Source organism: Acinetobacter sp. 1124_18A, from assembly GCF_052824995.1.
On the sequence record NZ_VTDF01000007.1, the window covers coordinates 131836 to 154091 of the forward strand.

Genomic DNA, 22256 nt, shown 5'->3' on the forward strand with positions numbered 1-22256 from the left:
ACCTTTCCATGGTAATGCCTGTTTTATTGGGTCATCTTAACATCAAATTCATGGTGATGCTGCATAGAATGTGATGAATTTATCAATACGTGTGAAGTTTACAAGATTAACTCAGAGTGTTGATAAATATAACTAAATATTAATTTCTGTCACAGAATCTAGCTATAGAAATGATTCAGAAATGAAAAAAATAAGATATATGATGATTTGCGGTGCGCCGAAGCGTGAAAAATGTTAAAATGGCGCGCTTAATTCTTTTGCCATTTAGTGGTTTGTCATGACTACCAATACTCAAATTACTGAAGATCGTATCCTGATTCTGGATTTCGGCTCTCAATATAGCCAGCTCATTGCACGTCGTGTACGTGAAGCCGGTGTTTACTCTGAAATGTATGCTTTTGATATGTCTGAAGAAGACATTCGCGCTTTTAAGCCAAATGGCATTATTTTGTCAGGTGGACCTGAGAGTGTGCATGAAGAAGGCAGCCCACGTGCACCGCAAGTGGTGTTTGAGTTGGGTGTTCCAGTATTGGGTATTTGCTATGGTTTGCAAACCATGTCTGAACAGTTAGGCGGTAAAGTTGAGCCGGGTACTGTACATGAGTTTGGTTATGCCGAAGTTGATATCGTTAAACGCGACCAACTGATTGGCAACCTACAAGACCGTGAAGACCAACTTCATGTCTGGATGAGCCATGGCGACAAAGTGAGCCAGATTCCAGAAGGTTTTAGCATTACTGCAAGCACGCCAAGTTGTCCAGTTGCTGCTGTAAGTGACGAAACACGCCGTTTCTATGGTGTGCAATTCCACCCAGAAGTAACGCACACGGCAAAAGGTGAAGAATTACTTGCAAATTTTGTTCATAAAATTTGTGGATGTGGTGGCCTTTGGACACCTGAACACATCATTGATTTACGTGTAGAACAGTTACGTAAGCAAATTGGTGATGAAAAAGTTCTTTTAGGTCTTTCTGGTGGTGTTGACTCATCTGTAGTTGCTGCGCTTTTACACAAAGCAATTGGCGACCAGTTAACATGTGTATTTGTTGATAACGGTTTACTTCGTTTAAACGAAGGCGATCAAGTAATGCAAATGTTTGCTGAAAACATGGGTATCCGTGTAATTCGTGCAGATGCTGAAGAGCGTTTCTTAACTGCATTAGCTGGTGAAGTTGATCCAGAGAAAAAACGTAAAATCATTGGTCGTGAGTTTATTGAAGTTTTTGCTGAAGAAGCACGTAAACTTGATGGCGTGAAATTCTTGGCACAAGGTACGATTTACCCAGACGTGATCGAATCTGCTGCAAGCAAACAAGGTAAAGCACACGTTATTAAATCTCACCATAATGTGGGTGGCTTACCAGAAGATTTAGAATTTGAATTGGTTGAACCTTTACGTGACTTGTTTAAAGATGAAGTACGTAAATTAGGTACAACACTTGGCTTGCCACACAGCATGATTTACCGTCACCCATTCCCAGGACCAGGTTTAGGTGTTCGTATTTTGGGTGAAGTGAAAAAAGAATATGCAGATATTCTTCGTCTTGCTGATGACATCTTTATGCAAGAGCTTCGCGACAGTGGTTGGTATGACAAAACAGCTCAAGCATTTGCTGTGTTCCAACCTGTTAAGTCAGTTGGTGTAGTAGGTGATGGTCGTCGTTATGCATGGGTGATTGCACTTCGCGCAGTTGAAACAGTTGACTTTATGACAGCTCGTTTTGCACATTTACCATACGAATTGGTTGATAAAATCTCAACGCGTATTATGAATGAAATTAAAGATGTATCACGTGTTGTATACGACGTGTCATCTAAACCACCAGCAACAATTGAATGGGAGTAAAATCGGAGTTTCAAAATGCAATGCATTTTGCCGATTTTACGCCAAGAGCTATGCTCGCGGCAGAGGGTTTTCTAAAAGCAGTAGCTTTTAGCTAAATTTATGACATGAACGAACTTAAAACATTGTTTTAAGTGAAGTGCAAGATGCCTACGGCAGTGTGGTATTTCTAGAATAGATTAATAAAAAGCCGACTTGGAAAAGTCGGCTTTTTGCTGTTTTACAATGAAGTGAAAGTTTTAAATATTTGATTTTTTGCTAAAGACGTTAACTTCATTTCTTATAAGCCGTGTTATGTTAATTTTAGACAAATTAATAACCGGTTCTTTATAAATGGATTTAAAAACGTTTGAATTATTAGCTCGATACAACGTTTGGTCTACTCAAAAATTAAATCAGGTTTTGAGGAATGTTTCTAATGACGACTTCAATGCTGATTGTGGACTTTATTTCAAAAGTATCGCCGGAACTTTAAATCATTTACTTGTTGGCGAACACTATCTTTGGTTTCCTCGTTTTTTAGCTAAACCTTCACCGATATTAAAGCTAAATACTATCATAGAGAATGATAAAGACAAGTTGATATTTCAGTTAGAGGATAAGGCTTGTAATTGGATAAATTTTTTAAAATGTGTTGATATTGAAAAATTTAAATACGATCTACAGTACAAAACATCTACTGGTAAAGAGATGAGCCTGCCATATGCTGAAACACTATTACATGTTTTTAATCACGGAACTCATCACAGGGGGCAAGTCACCGCAGCTCTAACCTCAATGGGATATGATTGTCCTGAGCTTGATTTGGTATATATGCTAATCGAAGAAAATCATCACATTTAACATAATGGTTAATATATGAATTTAAAATTATTATTTTTAATATAGTTATTTCTTTACCAGAGCTTTAAAAGAACAAAGGTGGCATGTGAAATAATTTGGTTGTTTTATAAATATATTTGTTGCGTATTGCTAGTAGATGGAGTGCTTGAGCACTCTTTTTTTTATTACTTAACTTTTAAGGATCAAAATTAATTTTAATAATTATCAAAATGATAAATCTATTCTTATTACTTATACTTGATAAAAGATATATTAAGATATATCTTAGAAATTATAAATTGATCACTTTGAGTTTTTAAAGATGAAAAAAAAATCAGAACATCATCATGCTGAATACCACGAACATCATGGTGACCATCACCGTTCAGGACGCCGCGGGAGACTTTTTGAAGCGGGCAGAATGAAACTTTTGGTGCTTCATCTTATTCAACAAAGCCCTAAGCATGGTTATGAAATTATTAAAGAAATAAGTGATTTGGTAGGCGATGGCTATACGCCGAGTGCTGGAACAATTTATCCAACGTTAACCAGTCTTGAAGAAATGAATTTGATTAATTTGCTAGACATAGAGCGTAAGCAATATCAAATCACTGAAATCGGCGAAGCTTACTTAACTGAGCAACAAGACAAGTTAATAGAGTTATTAGAAAAATTACGCTTAAGACGGGAAATTCACAGTAATGATGAATTAATCGAAATTCATCGTGCAATGGAAAACCTAAAAACTGCCTTGCGTTTGAAGTTGAACTCGACAGGTTTACAACAAGAGCAGATTTATCAAATTGCCGAAAAAATTGATCAAGCTGCGGTTGCGATTGGACGATTATAAGTGGGGAAGTGGGGAAGTGGAATGTTAGAGCTACAGCATAAAATCAAAGAAGCGGGCCTAAAAGTCACTCATCCAAGACTTGCTGTTTTGTCTTTAATTCAGCAGCAAGCAGAAGATCTGACTGTTAAACAGATTTACCAAAAGTTATATGTCCAAAAACAGAAATTAAGTTTAGCCACAGTTTATCGGGTAGTGAACGACTTAGTCGGAGCGGGTTTAGTTTCAAATCGTCAGCCACAACGGGATCAAGCTAAATTTAATTTGCCAACAGTCGAGAATAATCAATTATTGCAAATTCGCTGCACAGAATTAACGGTCGCTAAGCAAGAGGAATTTTTAGCATCTTTACAATCAGTATTTACACAATTTCAAGTCGGCCTTAAACAGGTTGAAATTATTCAAAGTCATTAATTTTAAATAGAGAATTTATATATGAAGCAACATCAATATCACGTTACGGTACAACATTTAAAAAATGCCAAAGGAGAAGCCTCTACCTATACAGAACGTCTTGAGTTCTACACAGGAAATCATGACGATATCTTTGAAATTGTTGAGCGCTTAAAAAAAGCAGATTTTTTTAATGATGAAACTACAAAATCTTTTGGAGTTGGGTTAAAACTTTTTAGCGAGGTTATGTTGGAAAATCGAGATCATCCTCTATTTCAAGAATTTTTCCCACATTTTGGGCAATTTATGAAAAACCTAAAACAGATCGCTAAAGATCAATCCTCTTAAGTATTTTTCATGCATCCTTGATTTTTCTATAATTAAAAAATTATTGTCTCATTCATAACACCCTGTGTATTACTAAAAGACTATATTGAATAATGAGTGTATTGTTAAGATCAGTAAAACAACTCATTGCAAAAGCATAGGTAAAAGAGAGTAATATCATGAGCAATAATAATGATTACGATATTTCTGATTCAAAGGATTGCGAGAAATTTGCCAATCAGTTTCTTCAGGAATTTCCAATTCGCTCTGCTGAAATTGGACAGGGGACAGTCATTAAGCGGGCTTTACCTAGCCGACAAAAGCGAATGATTGGTGCGTGGTGTTTTCTAGACCATGCGGGCCCAGTGTCTTTTCCAGCGGGTGATGGTCTAGATGTGGGTCCTCATCCTCATATTGGTTTGCAAACCTTCACTTGGATGATTGAAGGAACCATGATGCATACTGATAGCTTAGGTTCAAAACAACTGATTCGTCCTAAGCAAGTTAATTTGATGACGGCAGGTCATGGCATTTCACATACAGAAGTTGCACCTGATACTGAAACTCAGATGCATGCTGCTCAGCTTTGGATTGCTTTACCAGATCAAAAGCGCAATATGGATCCGAAATTTGAACATTACCCAGAGTTACCTGTTGTTGAAAAAGATGGTCTAGAATTTACTGTTCTTGTGGGTGAATATTTGGCAACTACTTCTCCAGTAGTGGTACATACGCCGTTAGTTGGTGTCGATGTAATTGCTACTGAAGATACTAAAACTCGTATTCCATTAAATCCTAATTATGAATATGGTTTTATGGCATTAGAGGGTAGTGCCCATGTGAATGGTCATGAGTTAACTGCTGATAACATGGTTGTATTAGATACTGGACTGAGTGAAATTGAGATTGAAGTAAAAAAAGGCAATCGTATTCTTTTGATTGGCGGTGAACCTTTTGAAACGCCAATTTTACTCTGGTGGAATTTTGTTGCACGTACTATGGATGATTTAAAAGAAGCGCGTGAGCAATGGATTAACCATGATGCTCGTTTTGGTGAAATTCCAGATTATGTTGGTGCACGTTTAGAAGCCCCTGTTCTTCCAGATCAAATGAGAGCATCAAAATGACAGCAGTAATCGCAAGTAGTAAAGCAAAGCCTCTTGCTGAGCAATGGAAGGGCGAAATCACCAGTGGTCGTCATCAATATTTTTGTGATGAGCCTGAAAAGCTTGAAGGGCAAGACCAAGGCCCAGCACCTTATGATTTGCTCACTGGAAGTTTAGCCGCGTGTACGCTCATTACTTTAAGAATGTATGCGAAGCATAAAGGTTATGATTTTGGTGAGTTCTCGGTTGAAATTGATTTTCATACCAATAGAGAGCATGAAGAACATATAGAACGTCGTATTGTTTTTAAAGACTTACCAGATGAAGAACTTCAGCAAAAAATCTTAACGGTCTGTGGTAAAACGCCAGTCACTAAAACTTTGTTACGTAGTTTAGACATTCATACTGTGCTTGTTACAGTTTAAAAATGCTATTTTGTTGAGGTGGATGATTTTATATCCATTCCACAAATGGAATAAAACAGCATGTTCACATGCTGTTTTTTATGTAAAAAGAAAAATAAAAGCAGGCAATAACATGATTAGTGTACACCACCTGGAATGTTCGCGATCGTTTCGAATTTTATGGGCTTTAGAAGAATTAGGCTTAGATTATGATATTCATTATTATCAACGCTTACCTAACTATTCCGCTCCAGAAACATTGAAATGTATTCATCCTTTAGGTAAAGCTCCAATTTTGACAGATGATGACCAAGTCATCGCAGAATCTGCTGTGATTTTGGAATATCTACAACAGCGTTACGATCAGAAGCAACAATTTAAACCTAAACAGCCGCAAGATTTACAGCAGTATATTTACTGGATGCACTATGCAGAAGGTTCACTTATGCCTTTATTGGTTATGACTCTGGTCATGAATAGTGTAAATAAGCATGTGCCATGGTTAATTCAACCAGTAGCAAAAAAAATCACGGAAGGGGTGAAGGCAAATTTTGTCCGCCCACGTATGAAAGATCATATTAGTTTTTTAGAAAACTATTTGGCAGAGCATGAATATTTCGCAGGTGATTTTTCGTTTGCTGATATTCAGATGAGTTTCCCACTGGAAGCTTTGCAATCACGTTTGCAGGGGAAATACCCTAATATTCAGGCTTTTTTACATCGTATTCAGCAAAGACCCGCGTTTCAGAAGGCGAAACAAAAGGGAATGGGTTCTAATGAAAGGAATTGTGCTGATATATAAAAGAAAAGGAACAATCACTTGTTCCTTTTTTATTTGCAGTTTACTTGCGTTTGATCACGATAGAATCAATGCCGCTATGTTGTAAGGTCTGTTGAGCAGCCAATGCAGCATCTTGGGAGTCATAAGGTCCTGAAATGACACGGTACCATATTTTTCCATTTTCAGTATTCTTAACTACATCTGCAGATAAGCCATTTAAAATGATTTCTGCACGGCGAGCATCAGCCTGATCTGGGTCATTATAGCTGCGAACCTGTAAAATATAAGTAGGTTGCTGAGGAGTTGCAGCTGCTTGATTGTCATCAATTCCTGCACTTTCTGAAGCTGCTGGTTGAGCTGCACTTGGTGCCTCAACAATCATGGCCGTACCTTGATTTTTGCTTTCAGGAATCGCTTGTTCCGGAATAGGTGTGACTTGCTGTTGGGGTAATAGATCGTAGAAACGATAGTCTTTATTTGTGTCTTCTTCTTGATAGTGTTCAGAAGTAATCTGATTTTTTGCAGGAACAGGTTGCCAAGGTTTCCAAAGCATAAGCATTACAGCGATACATAAGACCGCCAAAATAGCGACAAGTGTCCCTAACCACTTGGGAATTAGGGGTTTTTTAGGCTTATTAGGTCTTTCAGATACACCGCGTTGCGTTTTGCCAAACACGTGGATTATTCCTCTGTATTTTGATTGTTTTAATTCGAGTTTGATTCTCGTATTACGATGCCGAAACAGTGGTTCGTATTAGCTATTTTAACTCTACAAACCACTGCTTACTATATGTTGCATGACCTTTATTTTACTGCCATGCAATATAATTTTTTACATAGATTCTGGTGCAGATACGCCAAGCAATTCTAAACCATTGCGCAACACTTGTTGTACATTGATTGAAAGTAATAAACGTGCTTGTGTAAGCTCAGCATCATCGCTTAATACTTTATGTTCATTGTACCAAGCGTGGAACAAGGCAGCTAACTCTTTTAGGTAGTTGCCGACCTGATGTGGTTCATATGCATTTGCAGCTCTTAATACTGCGTCTGGATAAGCTGCTAATTTAGCAAGAATCTCAGTTTCAGCATCAAGAGATAGGCGAGTGGTATGTGTACGTGCAGCATTTACATCGAATTGTAAGCCTGTGCTGAGCGCTTTTTCTAACATACGGCAAATACGTGCATGTGCATATTGGATGTAATACACAGCATTGTCTTTACTTTGTGAAACAGCAAGGTCAAGGTCAAAGTCAATGTGTTGTTCACTCTTGCGCATCACGTAGTAGAAACGAGCGGCGTCATTACCTACTTCTGTGCGTAAGTCACGTAAAGTCACGAACTGGCCTGAACGAGATGACATTTGAACCATCTCGCCGCCACGCCATAAACTTACGAACTGAACCAAAAGTACAGTTAATTTTTTAGAGTCGTAACCCATCGCATCAATTGCTGCTTTTACGCGAGAAATATAGCCGTGGTGGTCAGAACCCCAAATATCGATTAGGTCGGTATAACCACGTTGTAATTTATTTAAGTGGTATGCAATGTCTGATGCAAAATATGTAGTTTGGCCATTACGACGTTTAACAACACGGTCTTTTTCATCGCCAAATTCAGTCGATTTAAACCAGATGTTGCCATCTTTTTCATAAAGGAAACCACGTTGATCAAGTGTTTCTAAAGCTTCATCAATTTTTGCACTAAGAGATGCTTCACTAAACCATTGATTGAAGGTTACACCGAAGTCAGCAAGGTCATCTTTAATATCATCTAAAATGGCATGAAGAGCTGCTTGGTGGAATACGCGGTAGCCTTCACCTAGTAATTGTTGTGAATTCGCAATAAGGCCATCAATATGTTTTTCTTTGTCGCCAGACAAAACAACTTTATTGCCATCGCTATCTAGTTCTTCTGCATATTGCACGTCTTCTGGTACATCTTTGTAGACATCAGCCACTTCACGAAGGTATGCATCGCCATCTTTATCAATAATAGTCTGTGCTATTTCTTTAACGTAATCGCCTTGATAAGCATTTTTAGGAAATACAAGGCCTTGACCAAGTAATTCTAAATAACGTAAATAAGTAGAAGTCGCCAAAATATCCATTTGACGACCAGCATCATTTACATAGTATTCGCGGTCAACTTTAGCGCCAGTTGCTTCAAGTAATTTGGCAACAGTCATACCATATGCAGCGCCACGGCCATGACCTACATGTAGGCTAGACGTTGGGTTTGCAGAAACAAATTCGACTTGGATCTTTTTCGCTGCATTTGCCTGACTGCGACCAAAAAATTCTTTTTGTGCTTGAATTTGGTCAAGAATAGCAAAGCGCTGATCTGCATTTAAAAAGAAGTTAATAAAACCAGGGCCTGCGATTTCAGCTTTGCTGATATCTGCTACTTCTGGTAATGCAGCTAGAACTTTCTCAGCTAAATCGCGTGGTTTCATACCAGCAGCTTTCGAGCCGATCATGGCAATATTAGAAGCAAAGTCGCCATGGCTTCGGTCTTTGGTGCGCGTTAAGTTGCTTGTGTTATTCCAGTCGGAAGGAAGCACGCCTTCTTGTTGAAGATTTTGCACTGCATGGTCGAGAGCTGCTTGTATTGCCGTATTCATATCAATCGAAAATAGATGTCGCAGAAAAACGTCAAATATAGCAAATTTCCTATGCGTTAGGGGAGTGGATTTAATATTCCAGTAATTCTTTTTGTGCAACTTACTGGGGATTATTTCTTAAATGAATATTATGGAGTGGATTGCTTCACTATTCTAAAGACAAACAAATACAAGCCTTCTGGAGATTTTTGATCAGAAAATTAGGTAGTAAAATCACTATTATTTCCTATGGAAATATATAGTAGTATTAAAATATATGGTTTGGGCTTTAAAATTTAAGATAAGAAAAGATTTTTTAAAAATATAAAATTATTAAGATATTGATATTTATTATTTATTTTTATATATGTATTAACTAAATAGTCTTTAATTTTAACATCACAGTTTAAAATACCTATTTCGATGAAAATAGCCTTAAGCTTATATACACAAAGAGTTTTAGAGACCATACAAAACGTGTTTTTCTCTACTCTAAGCTGGAAAATGAGATAGGCAATGATATCAGGACACCCAAGTAAACATCCCCTTTATATTCCATATGCAGGTTTTACACTTTTAGAGTTACCACTTTTAAATAAAGGTTCGGCTTTCACTGAAGAAGAAAGAAGTAACTTTAACTTACACGGTTTACTCCCCCATATTATTGAAACTATTGAAGAGCAGAGCCAGCGCTCTTATCAGCAATATTGCGCTTTCACTGATGATATCAATCGACATATCTATCTGCGTAATATCCAAGATACCAATGAAACTTTGTTTTATCATTTAATCGAAAATCATCTTGAAGAAATGATGCCGATTATTTACACCCCAACTGTGGGTGAAGCATGTCAGCGTTTCTCTGATATCTATCGTCGTCATCGTGGTGTTTTTATTTCATATCCAGATCGTGATGTGATTGATGATATTTTGCAGAACGTAAATAAAAATAATGTAAAAGTCATCGTGATCACTGATGGTGAACGTATTTTAGGTCTTGGTGACCAAGGTATTGGCGGAATGGGGATTCCTATTGGGAAACTTTCGCTTTACACGGCTTGTGGTGGAATTAGCCCAGCCTATACATTGCCAATCACAATTGATGTAGGTACGAATAACACACAACTGTTAAATGATCCGATCTATATGGGTTGGCGTCAGCCACGTATTAGTGGTGATGAATATTACGCATTTGTAGATATGGTGATTGATGCTGTGAAGCGTCGTTGGCCAAAAGCACTAATTCAGTTTGAAGATTTCGCACAAAAAAATGCGATGCCACTTTTAGAAAAATATCGCGATAAAATTTGCTGTTTTAACGATGATATTCAAGGAACAGCGGCGGTATCGGTTGGCAGTTTAATTGCTGCGAGTCGTGCAGCTGGCAAGCAATTAAAAGATCAGAAAATTGCTTTCTTAGGTGCAGGTTCGGCAGGTTGTGGTATCGCGGAGCAAATTGTCGCTCAAATGGTTGCTGAAGGTTTAACCGATGCGGAAGCACGTGCTCGCGTTTATATGGTAGACCGTTTTGGTTTGATCACTGAGAATCAACCAAACTTGCTCGACTTCCAGCGTAAGTTGGCGCAAAAAGCTGAGGTGGTTGACCAGTGGGGCAATATTGAAGAAGTGATTTCACTACTTGATGTTGTTAAAAATGCTAAGCCTACAGTGTTAATTGGTGTTTCTGGTCAGCCTGGCTTGTTTACAGAAGAAATCATTAAGACTTTAGCTGCAAATTGTGAACGTCCAATTGTTATGCCATTGTCTAACCCAACTTCACGTGTTGAAGCTGTACCTGCTGATATTGTGGAGTGGACTGAAGGAAAAGCATTAATTGCAACTGGTAGCCCGTTTGCTCCTGTGAATCATCACGGTAAACTTTACAATATTTCGCAGTGTAATAACTCGTACATTTTCCCAGGCATTGGCTTAGGTGTGATTGCGTCGGGTGCTAAGCGTGTTACAGAAAATATGTTAATGGCATCAAGTAGTGCTTTAGCAAATTGTTCTCCATTGCTTAAAGATCCACAGGCTGATTTATTGCCACCTTTAGGCGAAATTCAGCAAGTTTCTAGAGTTATTGCATTCGAAGTTGCGAAAGCAGCTATGGCTGATGGTGTAGCTGTAACGATTAGTGATGATTTGTTGAAACAGAAAATTGATCAATCATTCTGGAAACCTGAATACCGCAAATATAAGCGTATTCCTTTTTAAGAATGCGAAAATAAAAAAGAGGAGCTTAAGCTCCTCTTTTTTATTAATATGTCTCAGTTTCAATAAAACATAATTATGAGAACTTATTCATGAAGAATATTTATATTTTAATTTTTATAGGCGCTTTAATGGCTTGTAGTGATAAAGGTCCGCATAAAACGCAAAATGATTCTAATCATGAATCTGGTGTGGTACAGACTGAGGCGAATAAATCAAATTCTGCTGTAAGTGAGGCTTTACCTGTAAGTGAAAAGAAAGAGAATACGATTAAAACAAAAGAAGCTGATCAAATAGCTCAAATTTCTTGTTCAAATCCAAATATTACGCAATGGTATGGTTTTAATGACAACATTGTTGAGTCTAAATGTGAAGTCGTAAAGAGCTTTCAACTGTCAGCTTATAAGTGTGATATTTCTAAAAATGCTTTTGGTGAAAATAAAGATGCTATTTTGCTAGAAAATCAAGATAAAAGAATTTTCGTTTATTCAACCTCTAAAGACTGTAATGAAGTGCTTGAAATAAGAAATGCGAATGGGCCTTAAGTTTATATTTAAGAGTGATTTTTATTAATTTATAAAGATAAAGCATAATATCTTTGTGAAATGTCAAAGTACTTATTTCTTGTTCTTTGGTTTTAAATAAAAAAAGTAGCTACCATAATAGCTACTTTTTTAAAAATTAACCTTCTAGAATTTCTTCTAGCAATTCTTCACTTGGTGCAAAGTAATAAGCGCCATCAAGTGGGGTCACGAAGTGCAATAAGCGGTCATGAATACCATCTCCACTTGTACCGAACATACGCTTTAACATGGCATCAATAATGCTGAGATCTTTAGTATAAGCAATAAAAAATAAGCCCTGATCGCCTCGACCATCACCATAAGGAAGGCTATGACGTAGAATTTCCATTTCTTCGCCTTCATCATCCTCAACAACAGTACGAGCAACATGGGCATTTTCTGGTTTTACGTCATCATCTAATTCAATAGATTCAAGTTTGGTGCGGCCCATAACATTTTCTTGCGCATCAACTTTCAATTTTTTCCATTTTTCTAAGTCGTGTGCATAGCGCTGTGCAAATATAAAACTGCCATCGGCAAATACTCCAGCCTCTTCAGCTAGAAGAGCTGTTTCTGCACGGTCATCAGGGAACTGAGGATTTTCCGTACCGTCTATAAAGCCTGTCATATCTCGACCATCGAAATAGCGGAAGCAAACACGCTCATCAAGAACTTCGACTTTATCTTGAATACCTTCAAAAAATGCTTGGCTTAATGCAAAACAAATATCAGAACGCATGCTGGCAATGTGAATGAGCACATCTGCTGGCACAGCTGGCATATTGAATGCACCTTGTTCTGGCTCAAGCTGTTTAAATCCTTCAGGAATTTGTGAATAGAGCTGTTTCCATAGTTCGGGACCAAAAGCGACTGCTGTTTTAATTTGAGCGTCAGAATGCTGAGTCATGAGGTGGTCACGTGCTTCAAATAAAGCTTCAATTTGTTTTTTTAATTCATCAATTGATAAGTCTTTTAAACGAAGAACAATGAAACGAGCATGATCTGATGGCAATGGTAAAATGACAGATTGAGCAGTCATTGGAAGGTATCTCCTCAATTATAATTTAGTATGAGCTTGAATTATTGTGCCTGATGCGAAGAGCTGTTAGTAGTCTATTTCTTGATTTTATTGTTTGAATTCTGACTAAGATAGCTTTATAAAACAGTATAATTCCACTTTTATAGTCTATTTTTCGCTATGTCTCTGCAAGTTTGGTTCGCTTATATGTTGGCCTGTTGGGTCATTAGTATCTCACCGGGTGCGGGAGCAATTGCTTCAATGTCGAGTGGTCTAAACTATGGTTTTAGGCATGGCTATTGGAATGCAATAGGTTTGCAAATTGCTTTGCTACTTCAAATTATGGTGGTGGCGGCAGGTGTGGGCGTTTTATTTGCAACGACACCTTTGGCTTTTCAGTTTGTTAAATGGTTTGGTGTGATTTATTTGTTATATCTTGCTTATTTACAGTGGACAGCCCCTGTAAAAGATATAGAAATTCAACAAGAAAAAAGAGATAAATCTGTATTTGCGCTATTACTAAATGGTTTTGTGGTCAATATTAGTAATCCCAAAGCGATTGTATTTCTATTAGCTGTTTTACCCCAGTTTCTAGATTTGGGTAAGCCTCAATCGATACAGTACCTGATTATGGCTGTAACAATGATCACGATTGATTTGATTGTAATGGCTGGATATACGGGGCTCGCATCAAAGGTTCTAAGATTACTTCGTTCTCCTAAACAGCAAAAATATTTGAATCGGGGTTTTGCTGTGATGTTTAGCTGTGCAGCTTTATTATTAAGTACAGTTCATCAGGCGTCCTAATTTAGGCCGCCTGTGTTTGATTTTTTAGCTTTTGAGTTATAAAAATAACAGCGAAAGTTAATGCCATACATAAAACAATACTTAAGCCTGTAGAGATATTGAGTGCTGCGCTTGACCATAGGCCTACACTAACCCCAACTTGAGCTAATACAAACGCCCAAATGACCATTTGCTTTGGTGAATTTGCTAATAAGCGAGCACTTAAAGCAGGTATTACCAGTAAGGCACCCATAAGTAAAGAACCTACAGCACGCAAAGCCAAGACAGTAAATAAAGCCAATAAAAGCATAAAAATAAGACGTTGCCAGTTCGCATTTACCCCTTCACTAATTGCAATATCTGGATCAATTGCAAACTGTATTTGCGGCTGCCAAAAACGGTAAAGAATCACGAGTGATAGCGCAATAATTAAAGTGAAAACGGGTAAGTCGGGCCAATCAATGCTGAGCAAGTCGCCAAATAAATAACTTAAAAGCTCAGGTCTTAAACTTGGAACATGTTGAATAAACAATAAACCGCTACAGAGCAATGTCGCTGAACATAAGGCTAAGAGAGCGTCATTGGGTAAACGGTTGTCATGTAGAGCCCATAAAATTGCGACCAGTAAAACAGCAGTGCCTGCAACACCAAGCCAAAGAGGAAGACTTAAAGCACCTGCGATAGCAACCCCAAGTAATGTCCCGTGCGCCATCGTGTCAGCAAAAAAAGACATGCGTCTCCAAAGCATTAGACAACCAAGAGGTGCGGTTAAAAACACCAATAAGGTTCCCATAATCCATGCGGGCAACAATAATTGTAACCATTCCATCATGGTTTAAGCTTCCGGTTCTGGGTGGATGTGAGGGCGGTCATTATGAGGGCAGGGGTGAGCAGCATCACCGTGAGCACAATGATCATGATGATGTTGATAGAAAACTCGTTGAGTTCCAAAGATAGCCTGATATTCAGGATGTTGTTGAATATTCTCTGGGAGTCCACTACAGCAAATATGTTTATTTAAACACACGACACGGTGTGTTCCTTCCATCACCCATTGTAAGTCATGGGAAACAATTAAGATCGCACAGCCATATCGTTCTGGCAGACTACGGACATATTCATAAAGTTCAGCTTCAGACTGAATGTCTAAGCCTTGCATCGGTTCATCGAGAACTAAAATGTCTGGTTGGCGAAGTAGGGCACGCGCTAGTAGTACCCGTTGGCGTTCACCACCAGAAAGTTGTTGTACTTTTGATTGTTGTAACTTTGAAATACCGGTGTCTTGAATAATTTCCTGACGCAGGGCAGGGGTACATTTTTCTAAATCGAGTAGATCCTGCACACGTAAAGGTAGGCTATGTGAAGGATTGAACTTCTGTGGCACATACGCCATTTTGAGTTTTTTATAATTAACAATGCGTCCACTACTCGGCTGGAGAATACCAAGCAGAACTTTTATTAGTGTTGATTTGCCAGCACCATTTGGCCCGATCAAAGACACAATTTCATTTTGATGTAGAGCAAAATCAACTTTTTTTAAAATTTCCCGATTATCACGATGAACAGAAACCTGCTCAAGCTGAATTAATACAGGATCTAGCGAGTTGTGCGGCACTGTTGGCATTTCCCCGAAATTTCAATAATGCTGTGTTGAGCCACGAACTCATCTGACGCTGCAAGTTGATCAAGCTGGTGAGTTAAGCCTTGAGAAGAGGCTTCTTTAACCATGTGACATTCGGTGCAAATTAAGAATGCTGCTTGATGACCTTCGCGAGGATGGCAACAGGGAATATAGGCGTTAATAGAAGTTAGGCGATGAATCAAACCTTTTTCTAATAAAAAATCTAAAGTTCTATATACAGTTGGAGGAGCAGCTGGGCGATCAGTTTGACTTTTTATGCGTGCGAGTAAGTCATAAGCACCCATTGGGCCCGAAGCATTTAAAATGAGTTCCAAAACTTCTTTGCGCAAAGGCGTAAGTCGTGCGCCAGTCGCAGAACATAAATTTTCTGCTTCAGCTAAACGGTTTGCGACATTATGGTGATCATGCACCCCATGCAAAGAATCATGATGTTCATGCGAGCAGGAACTCATAGAAATAACCTCGAATTTTTAACGGAATATTAGCATGAAGCGATGCTTCATTCGATTAATCTTAGGTATTTTTGTAACTTTGTTATATTATAACATGCTTCGAGCTAATTTTAATTGATGGTCTGTCATGTTCCGTTTTTTTGTTTTCAGTATGTTCTCTCTTTTGAGTACGTTAGGGTGGAGTCAGGGGTTGGTGGTTTCTACACACCCGATCTATCTGATTGCAAAAGAAGTCACTCAGGGTGTTGAAGAACCACAACTCTTATTAAAGGGACAAACTGGGCATGACGTACAATTAACTCCAGCGCACCGTAAAGCAATTAATGATGCATCTTTAGTAATCTGGCTGGGTAAGGCTCATGAAGCACCTCTAAATAAATTGTTAGGTAATAATAAGAAAGCAATTGCCTTATTAGATAGTGGCATAGTTTCTGTTTTACCCTTGCGTAGTACCCGTGGGGCGGCTTTACCTAATACCGTAGATACCCATGTGTGGTTAGAACCTAACAATGCAGTTAGAATCGGTTTTTTTATTGCAGCTTTACGTTCTCAGCAGCATCCTGAAAATAAGGCTAAATATTGGAATAATGCCAATATCTTCGCTCGTAAGATGTTTCAGGCTGCACAAGTTTACGATAGTACAAGTAATGGCAAACCATATTGGTCATATCATGATGCTTATCAATATTTAGAACGCTCTTTAAACTTAAAGTTTGCAGGCGCTTTGACAGATGATCCTCATGTTGCACCAACAGCAGCTCAAATTAAGTATCTTAATGATAATCGACCAAAAGATCAGATGTGTTTATTGGCAGAAAGTTTTACCACTAAAAGCCAGTATCAAAAATTAGGTAACATTACTTTTCAACCCGTAGACGAGAGCATGAATAACGAGGATGATTTCGTCACTGCATGGAAGAAACTGGCTATAAAAACAGATAAATGTGTATTAAGTACGCAAAAATAAGATAAAAAATAAACAAAGGCTGACTGTAGCGTCAGCACCACCTGTCATGAAAAACCCCGACTAAAGTCGGGAAAAGATTGCATGTTCAGGGGTGTAACTCTATAATGCCTGCGATTAAAAGCGATCATCAGCTAAACTTGTCAAGCATTTATGCTGTGAGTGGATAAATAATGAGCCGAACTAGTCGCTTGATTGACCGACGATTAGCAAAAGCTTTGGTCTTCTTACAAGCATGTATGATCCCTGTTTCCGCCCTCGTGGCGTGGAGCATAAAAGACATGACAGCAGCATTAAGTGCGGCACTTGGTGCACTGGTTTGCTGGCTTGCTATGAGTTATTTCTCGTGGCAATCCTTCAGAACAGCAGGTGCGAGAGCATCAAAACAAGTGCTGTCTAACATGTATAGGGGCATGTTAGGCAAATTTGCAATCATGATCGTTGGATTTATTTTGATTTTAAGTAATGTTAAACCTTTATCACCGTTAGCATTGCTGTTTGGTTTTATTCTCGTTCAGGCAATGTCGTGGGTCGCTCCGTTTTGGGTGTCACGTCAACAAAAACGGGTGTAGAAACAAGAAGAATTGAAGATTTTTTGGAGGGTGGCGAGATATCGACAGTACGCCGATGTTCGTAACCCTTCTTTTTAGTAATTGACATTGACCAGGTGTGATTTATGGCTGCTGAAGAACATGCCCTCACTTCGACAGAGTATATCAAGCATCACTTGACCAATATGACCTATGGCAAAATGCCAGACGGTACATGGAAATTGGCTGAGACTGCTGAAGAAGCTCATTCGATGGGGTTCACTGCAATTCACTTGGATTCAATGGGTTGGTCAATTGGCCTTGGTGTTATTTTCTGTTTGTTATTCTGGATTGTTGCGAAAACTGCAAAAGCAGGTGTTCCAACTAAATTCCAGTCTGCAATTGAAATGATCATTGAGTTTGTTGACTCAAGTGTCCGTGACACCTTTCATGGCAAATCACGTTTAATTGCTCCACTTGCTCTCACTATTTTTGTGTGGATTTTCCTCATGAACTTAATGGACTTGATTCCAGTTGACTGGATTCCTCAAGTTGCAGCATTTGTAGGTGCAAACGTATTTGGTATGAACCCTCACCACGTTTACTTCAAGATCGTTCCATCTACAGATCCAAACATTACCTTAGGTATGTCTTTATCTGTATTTGTACTTATCTTGTTCTACAGCATCCGCGAAAAGGGTGTTAGTGGTTTCGTTGGCGAGTTGGCACTTAACCCATTTAACCCAAGTAATCCGGTTGCAAAAGCGTTGCTTATTCCAGTGAACTTGATTTTGGAATTGGTAACATTCCTTGCTCGTCCTATTTCATTAGCTCTCCGACTATTCGGTAACATGTATGCTGGTGAGCTGATCTTTATCCTAATTGCTTTATTGCCGTTTTGGATTCAATGGGCGTTATCTGTGCCTTGGGCGATCTTCCACATTCTTGTAATCACGTTGCAGGCATTCATCTTTATGATGCTTACCATCGTTTACTTGAGCATGGCAAGCGAAAAACATTAATGGTATTGCCTAACTATCAAATGGTGGTTGGGCTGAATTTTTTTAATTTAATTTGGTAATAACCTAACCTCTGAGGAATTTTTCATGGAACTCACTTTAGGTCTAGTTGCAATTGCATCTGCTATCTTGATCGCTTTCGGTGCTTTAGGTACTGCGATTGGTTTTGGTCTTTTGGGTGGTCGCTTTCTAGAAGCTGTAGCTCGTCAACCAGAATTGGCTCCACAACTTCAAACTCGTATGTTCTTAATCGCGGGTCTTCTTGATGCTGTGCCTATGATCGGTGTTGGTATTGGCTTGTTCTTCATCTTCGCTAATCCATTTGTAGGTTAATCATCTTAATTCCTAAATCCACTATTTGAGGAATTGCAATGAATATCAACCTCACATTGATTGGTCAAGCGATTGCGTTTGCATGCTTTGTTGCATTCTGCATGAAGTTTGTTTGGCCACCACTAATCAATGCGATTAGTGAGCGTCAGCGTAAAATTGCTGATGGCTTAAATGCAGCAGAAAAAGCGAAAGCTGACCTTGCCGATGCACAATCGCAAGTAAAGCAAGAGCTTGATGTAGCTAAAGCACAAGCGGCTCAATTGATCGAACAAGCGAATCGTCGTGCAGCACAATTGATCGAAGAAGCGCGTACTCAAGCTGCGGCTGAAGGTGAGCGTATTCGTCAACAGGCTAAAGAAGCTGTTGATCAAGATATCAATTCTGCTCGCGAAGAATTACGTCAACAAGTAGCTGCTTTGGCAGTAACTGGCGCAGAAAAAATCCTGAACCAGCAAGTTGACGCAGAAGCTCATAATGCCATGCTGTCTCAGCTGGCTGCTAAACTTTAAGAGAGGCGAATCATGGCTGAACTCTTGACGTTGGCACGTCCGTATGCCAAAGCAGCATTTGCTTATGCTTCTGAGCAAGGTGCAACAGACAATTGGTCGAATGCGTTACAAGTGCTCAGTGCTGCGGTGCAAGACGAAGCATTTTCCGCTTATTTAAATCGCCCTGAACTTACTCCTGTGGAGCAAGTGAAGCTTTTTGCTAAAGTTTTAGGTGAAGGTCAATCTCAAGCAGTGTCTAACTTTTTGACACTTCTTGCAGATAACGATCGTTTAATGTTGTTACCTGAAATTGAAGCAGAATATGAACAGCTTAAATCACAGAATAACAACAATGTGGATGTCGTGATTGAATCGGCTTTCCCATTAACTGCTGAACAAGAGCAATTGTTGAAATCTGCTTTAGAAAAGCGTTTCAACAGTACTGTAACTGTTTCAGTTGAAGTTAAACCTGAGCTTATTGCAGGTGTTGTAATTCGTGCAGGCGATCAAGTGATAGATGATTCTGCGCTTAACAAGCTTGAAAAAATGCGTACTCGTCTTCTTGCATAATGCAAATGATGAAGACTGAACTAATAAAAGATTGAGGAATAGCGCAATGCAACAACTGAATCCATCCGAGATCAGTGCGCTCATTAAACAGCGTATCAGCGATCTGGACACCAGCGCGACCGCTAAAAACGAAGGTACCATTGTTATGGTATCCGACGGTATCGTGCGCATTCACGGTCTTGCTGATGCAATGTACGGTGAAATGATCGAATTTGACGGCGGCTTATTTGGTATGGCACTGAACCTAGAACAGGATTCAGTGGGTGCCGTTGTCTTAGGTAACTACTTAAGCCTTCAAGAAGGTCAAAAAGCTCGTTGTACAGGTCGTGTACTTGAAGTTCCAGTTGGTCCGGAACTTCTTGGCCGTGTTGTCGACGCTTTGGGTAACCCAATTGATGGCAAAGGCCCAATTGATGCAAAATTAACTGATGCTGTTGAAAAAGTAGCACCAGGCGTAATTTGGCGTCAGTCTGTAGACGAACCTGTTCAAACTGGTTATAAATCAGTTGATACCATGATTCCTGTGGGTCGTGGTCAGCGTGAGTTGATTATTGGTGACCGTCAAACTGGTAAAACAGCGATGGCGATCGATGCGATTATCGCTCAGAAAAATTCTGGCATTAAATGCGTATACGTTGCGATTGGTCAAAAACAATCAACAATTGCAAACGTTGTACGTAAGCTAGAAGAAACTGGCGCTATGGCGTATACAACTGTTGTCGCTGCTGCGGCTGCTGATCCTGCTGCAATGCAGTACTTAGCTCCGTACTCTGGCTGTACAATGGGTGAATACTTCCGTGATCGCGGTGAAGACGCTCTTATTATCTATGATGATTTGTCTAAGCAAGCAGTTGCTTACCGTCAAATTTCATTGCTTTTACGTCGTCCACCAGGTCGTGAAGCGTATCCGGGTGACGTATTCTATCTTCACTCACGTCTTCTTGAACGTGCTTCTCGTGTATCTGCTGACTACGTTGAGAAATTCACTAATGGCGCAGTAACTGGTAAAACTGGTTCTTTAACTGCATTGCCAATTATTGAAACTCAAGCAGGTGACGTATCTGCATTCGTACCAACGAACGTAATTTCGATTACTGACGGTCAGATCTTCTTAGAAACATCATTATTCAACGCAGGTATTCGTCCTGCTGTGAACGCGGGTATCTCTGTATCTCGTGTTGGTGGTTCTGCTCAAACTAAGATCATCAAAAAATTGTCTGGTGGTATCCGTACTGCTTTAGCACAATACCGTGAATTGGCTGCGTTTGCTCAGTTCGCTTCTGACCTTGATGAAGCAACTCGTAAACAACTTGAACATGGCCAACGTGTAACTGAGTTAATGAAGCAAAAGCAATATGCTCCTTACTCAATTGCTGACCAGGCTGTTTCTGTTTATGCATCTAACGAAGGCTATATGTCTGACGTAGAAGTTAAGAAAATCGTAGACTTTGATACTGCGTTAATTTCTTACTTCCGCTCAGAATATGCTCCGTTGATGAAACAAATCGATGAAACTGGTGATTATAACAAAGACATCGAAGCAGCAATCAAAGCAGGTATTGAAAGCTTTAAAGCGACTCAAACTTACTAAGTTCAGTTTTAGTTAAGTTTGGTTCACGGATCAACCTTCGGAAGCTCGAAAGAGCTTTCGAATACTAGGTTAAGCGTATGGCAAATTTAAAAGAAATTCGCGCCAAAGTAGCTAGTATCAAGAGCACGCAAAAGATTACTCGCGCGATGCAAATGGTAGCTGCTTCTAAAATGCGTCGTGCGCAAGAGCGCATGGCTCAGGGCCGTCCGTATGCCGATAATATGCGCCGTGTAATTGCTCACTTAGTCCAAGCAAACCCTGAATACAAACACCGTTATATGGTTGACCGCCCAGTTAAGCGCGTTGGCTATATCGTAGTGTCTTCAGATCGTGGTTTGGCAGGTGGCTTGAACATTAACTTGTTCAAGAAAGTTGTGCAGCATGTCAAAGCACAACAACAGCAGTCAATTGAAGTTGAATTTGCTTTAATTGGTCAAAAAGCGGTTTCGTTTTTTAAGAATTACGGCGGTAAAGTGCTTGGTGCAACTACCCAACTTGGCGATGCGCCGAGTTTGGAACAGTTAACTGGCTCAGTTCAAGTTATGCTTGATGCATTTGATAAGGGCGAATTAGATCGTATCTACCTCGTATCAAATGGCTTCATTAATGCGATGACTCAGCAGCCTAAAGTAGAACAACTTGTTCCTTTAGCACCAGCAGAAGAAGGCGATGATCTCAACCGTACTTATGGTTGGGACTATATCTACGAACCAGAAGCAGAAGAATTGTTAAATGGTTTGTTGGTTCGCTATATCGAGTCTATGGTTTATCAAGGTGTGATTGAAAACGTTGCATGTGAGCAGTCAGCTCGTATGGTCGCGATGAAAGCAGCGACAGACAACGCAGGACAACTGATTAAAGACCTACAACTCATTTACAACAAGCTGCGTCAAGCCGCGATTACTCAGGAAATTTCTGAGATCGTTGGTGGTGCCGCTGCCGTTTAACATTATTAAGTTTGAAT

25 protein-coding genes are annotated in these 22256 nt (G+C 39.3%); 19 read left to right on the forward strand and 6 right to left on the reverse strand.

Translation table 11 applies throughout. From position 1 onward, the window contains the following. Window positions 1–277 precede the first annotated feature (277 nt). The 8 genes from guaA to FY048_RS14820 all read left to right on the forward strand — a co-directional run bounded on the left by guaA (window position 278) and on the right by FY048_RS14820 (window position 6544). Window positions 278–1846 (forward strand): glutamine-hydrolyzing GMP synthase, encoded by a 1569-nt coding sequence (guaA, locus tag FY048_RS14785; protein ID WP_005049067.1) that lies wholly within the window; start codon window positions 278–280, stop codon window positions 1844–1846. 330 nt (window positions 1847–2176) lie between these two features. After that, entirely contained in the window at window positions 2177–2686 is a 510-nt protein-coding gene (locus tag FY048_RS14790; RefSeq protein WP_003655584.1) for a DinB family protein, read from the forward strand. Window positions 2687–2987: 301 nt separating this feature from the next. Beyond that, complete coding sequence (locus FY048_RS14795; protein ID WP_446091640.1) at window positions 2988–3515, forward strand: PadR family transcriptional regulator; 528 nt, start codon at window positions 2988–2990, stop codon at window positions 3513–3515. Window positions 3516–3536: 21 nt separating this feature from the next. Next, complete coding sequence (locus FY048_RS14800) at window positions 3537–3926, forward strand: Fur family transcriptional regulator (protein ID WP_446091641.1); 390 nt, start codon at window positions 3537–3539, stop codon at window positions 3924–3926. A gap of 21 nt (window positions 3927–3947) precedes the next feature. Then, on the forward strand, window positions 3948–4253 hold the full coding sequence (locus tag FY048_RS14805; RefSeq protein ID WP_446091642.1) for a DUF3861 domain-containing protein: 306 nt from the start codon (window positions 3948–3950) through the stop codon (window positions 4251–4253). Between the two features lie 158 nt (window positions 4254–4411). Further along, entirely contained in the window at window positions 4412–5359 is a 948-nt protein-coding gene (locus FY048_RS14810) for a pirin family protein (protein ID WP_446091643.1), read from the forward strand. Then, on the forward strand, window positions 5356–5763 hold the full coding sequence (locus tag FY048_RS14815; RefSeq protein WP_005049058.1) for an OsmC family protein: 408 nt from the start codon (window positions 5356–5358) through the stop codon (window positions 5761–5763). Before FY048_RS14810 ends, FY048_RS14815 begins: the two co-directional genes overlap by 4 nt. Before the next feature lie 112 nt (window positions 5764–5875). Then, entirely contained in the window at window positions 5876–6544 is a 669-nt protein-coding gene (locus FY048_RS14820) for a glutathione S-transferase family protein (protein WP_446091644.1), read from the forward strand. A gap of 40 nt (window positions 6545–6584) precedes the next feature. On the opposite strand, the gene FY048_RS14825 is transcribed toward FY048_RS14820, so the two are convergent. Beyond that, the gene (locus FY048_RS14825; protein WP_016139588.1) at window positions 6585–7199 is read right to left on the reverse strand and encodes an SPOR domain-containing protein; all 615 of its coding nucleotides are present in this window, start codon (window positions 7197–7199) and stop codon (window positions 6585–6587) included. A gap of 156 nt (window positions 7200–7355) precedes the next feature. Then, complete coding sequence (argS, locus tag FY048_RS14830; protein WP_446091645.1) at window positions 7356–9146, reverse strand: arginine--tRNA ligase; 1791 nt, start codon at window positions 9144–9146, stop codon at window positions 7356–7358. A 495-nt stretch (window positions 9147–9641) separates the two neighbouring features. Between argS and FY048_RS14835 the strand changes: the two genes are divergently transcribed. Beyond that, window positions 9642–11339 carry an NAD-dependent malic enzyme gene (locus FY048_RS14835; protein WP_016139586.1) on the forward strand — a complete coding sequence of 566 codons (1698 nt, stop codon included), beginning with the start codon at window positions 9642–9644 and terminating at the stop codon, window positions 11337–11339. 89 nt (window positions 11340–11428) lie between these two features. After that, on the forward strand, window positions 11429–11881 hold the full coding sequence (locus tag FY048_RS14840) for a hypothetical protein (RefSeq protein WP_446091646.1): 453 nt from the start codon (window positions 11429–11431) through the stop codon (window positions 11879–11881). 136 nt (window positions 11882–12017) lie between these two features. Here FY048_RS14840 and FY048_RS14845 read toward each other — a convergent pair whose 3' ends face one another. Next, window positions 12018–12938 carry a Dyp-type peroxidase gene (locus tag FY048_RS14845; protein WP_446091647.1) on the reverse strand — a complete coding sequence of 307 codons (921 nt, stop codon included), beginning with the start codon at window positions 12936–12938 and terminating at the stop codon, window positions 12018–12020. 159 nt (window positions 12939–13097) lie between these two features. On the opposite strand from FY048_RS14845, the gene FY048_RS14850 reads away from it, so the two are divergent. Next, on the forward strand, window positions 13098–13724 hold the full coding sequence (locus FY048_RS14850) for a LysE family transporter (protein WP_446091648.1): 627 nt from the start codon (window positions 13098–13100) through the stop codon (window positions 13722–13724). Between the two features lies 1 nt (window position 13725). Here FY048_RS14850 and znuB read toward each other — a convergent pair whose 3' ends face one another. Genes znuB through FY048_RS14865 form a run of 3 tightly spaced genes read right to left on the reverse strand, consistent with a single transcriptional unit; the run spans window position 13726 to window position 15797 of the window. Then, on the reverse strand, window positions 13726–14535 hold the full coding sequence (gene znuB, locus FY048_RS14855; protein WP_446091649.1) for a zinc ABC transporter permease subunit ZnuB: 810 nt from the start codon (window positions 14533–14535) through the stop codon (window positions 13726–13728). A gap of 3 nt (window positions 14536–14538) precedes the next feature. After that, on the reverse strand, window positions 14539–15327 hold the full coding sequence (gene znuC, locus FY048_RS14860; RefSeq protein WP_035366323.1) for a zinc ABC transporter ATP-binding protein ZnuC: 789 nt from the start codon (window positions 15325–15327) through the stop codon (window positions 14539–14541). After that, window positions 15300–15797 carry a transcriptional repressor gene (locus FY048_RS14865; protein WP_005309148.1) on the reverse strand — a complete coding sequence of 166 codons (498 nt, stop codon included), beginning with the start codon at window positions 15795–15797 and terminating at the stop codon, window positions 15300–15302. Before FY048_RS14865 ends, znuC begins: the two co-directional genes overlap by 28 nt. A gap of 127 nt (window positions 15798–15924) precedes the next feature. Here FY048_RS14865 and FY048_RS14870 point away from each other — a divergent pair, with 127 nt between their 5' ends. From FY048_RS14870 to atpG, 8 genes are all read left to right on the forward strand, one after another. Beyond that, window positions 15925–16764: a metal ABC transporter solute-binding protein, Zn/Mn family gene (locus tag FY048_RS14870; protein WP_016139580.1), complete on the forward strand. Its 840-nt coding sequence runs from the start codon at window positions 15925–15927 to the stop codon at window positions 16762–16764. A 170-nt stretch (window positions 16765–16934) separates the two neighbouring features. After that, on the forward strand, window positions 16935–17333 hold the full coding sequence (locus FY048_RS14875) for an ATP synthase subunit I (protein ID WP_016139579.1): 399 nt from the start codon (window positions 16935–16937) through the stop codon (window positions 17331–17333). 104 nt (window positions 17334–17437) lie between these two features. Further along, a complete protein-coding gene (gene atpB / locus FY048_RS14880) occupies window positions 17438–18313 on the forward strand; it encodes a F0F1 ATP synthase subunit A (protein ID WP_016139578.1) in 876 nt (291 codons plus the stop codon). Window positions 18314–18397: 84 nt separating this feature from the next. Then, entirely contained in the window at window positions 18398–18643 is a 246-nt protein-coding gene (gene atpE / locus FY048_RS14885; RefSeq protein WP_000424060.1) for a F0F1 ATP synthase subunit C, read from the forward strand. A gap of 38 nt (window positions 18644–18681) precedes the next feature. After that, window positions 18682–19152, forward strand: a complete 471-nt coding sequence (locus FY048_RS14890) for a F0F1 ATP synthase subunit B (protein WP_446091650.1) — start codon at window positions 18682–18684, stop codon at window positions 19150–19152. A 12-nt stretch (window positions 19153–19164) separates the two neighbouring features. Then, on the forward strand, window positions 19165–19701 hold the full coding sequence (locus FY048_RS14895; RefSeq protein WP_004795294.1) for a F0F1 ATP synthase subunit delta: 537 nt from the start codon (window positions 19165–19167) through the stop codon (window positions 19699–19701). A gap of 46 nt (window positions 19702–19747) precedes the next feature. After that, on the forward strand, window positions 19748–21292 hold the full coding sequence (atpA, locus tag FY048_RS14900) for a F0F1 ATP synthase subunit alpha (RefSeq protein ID WP_016139575.1): 1545 nt from the start codon (window positions 19748–19750) through the stop codon (window positions 21290–21292). Between the two features lie 77 nt (window positions 21293–21369). Then, window positions 21370–22239 (forward strand): F0F1 ATP synthase subunit gamma, encoded by an 870-nt coding sequence (gene atpG / locus FY048_RS14905; RefSeq protein WP_016139574.1) that lies wholly within the window; start codon window positions 21370–21372, stop codon window positions 22237–22239. Window positions 22240–22256 lie beyond the last annotated feature (17 nt).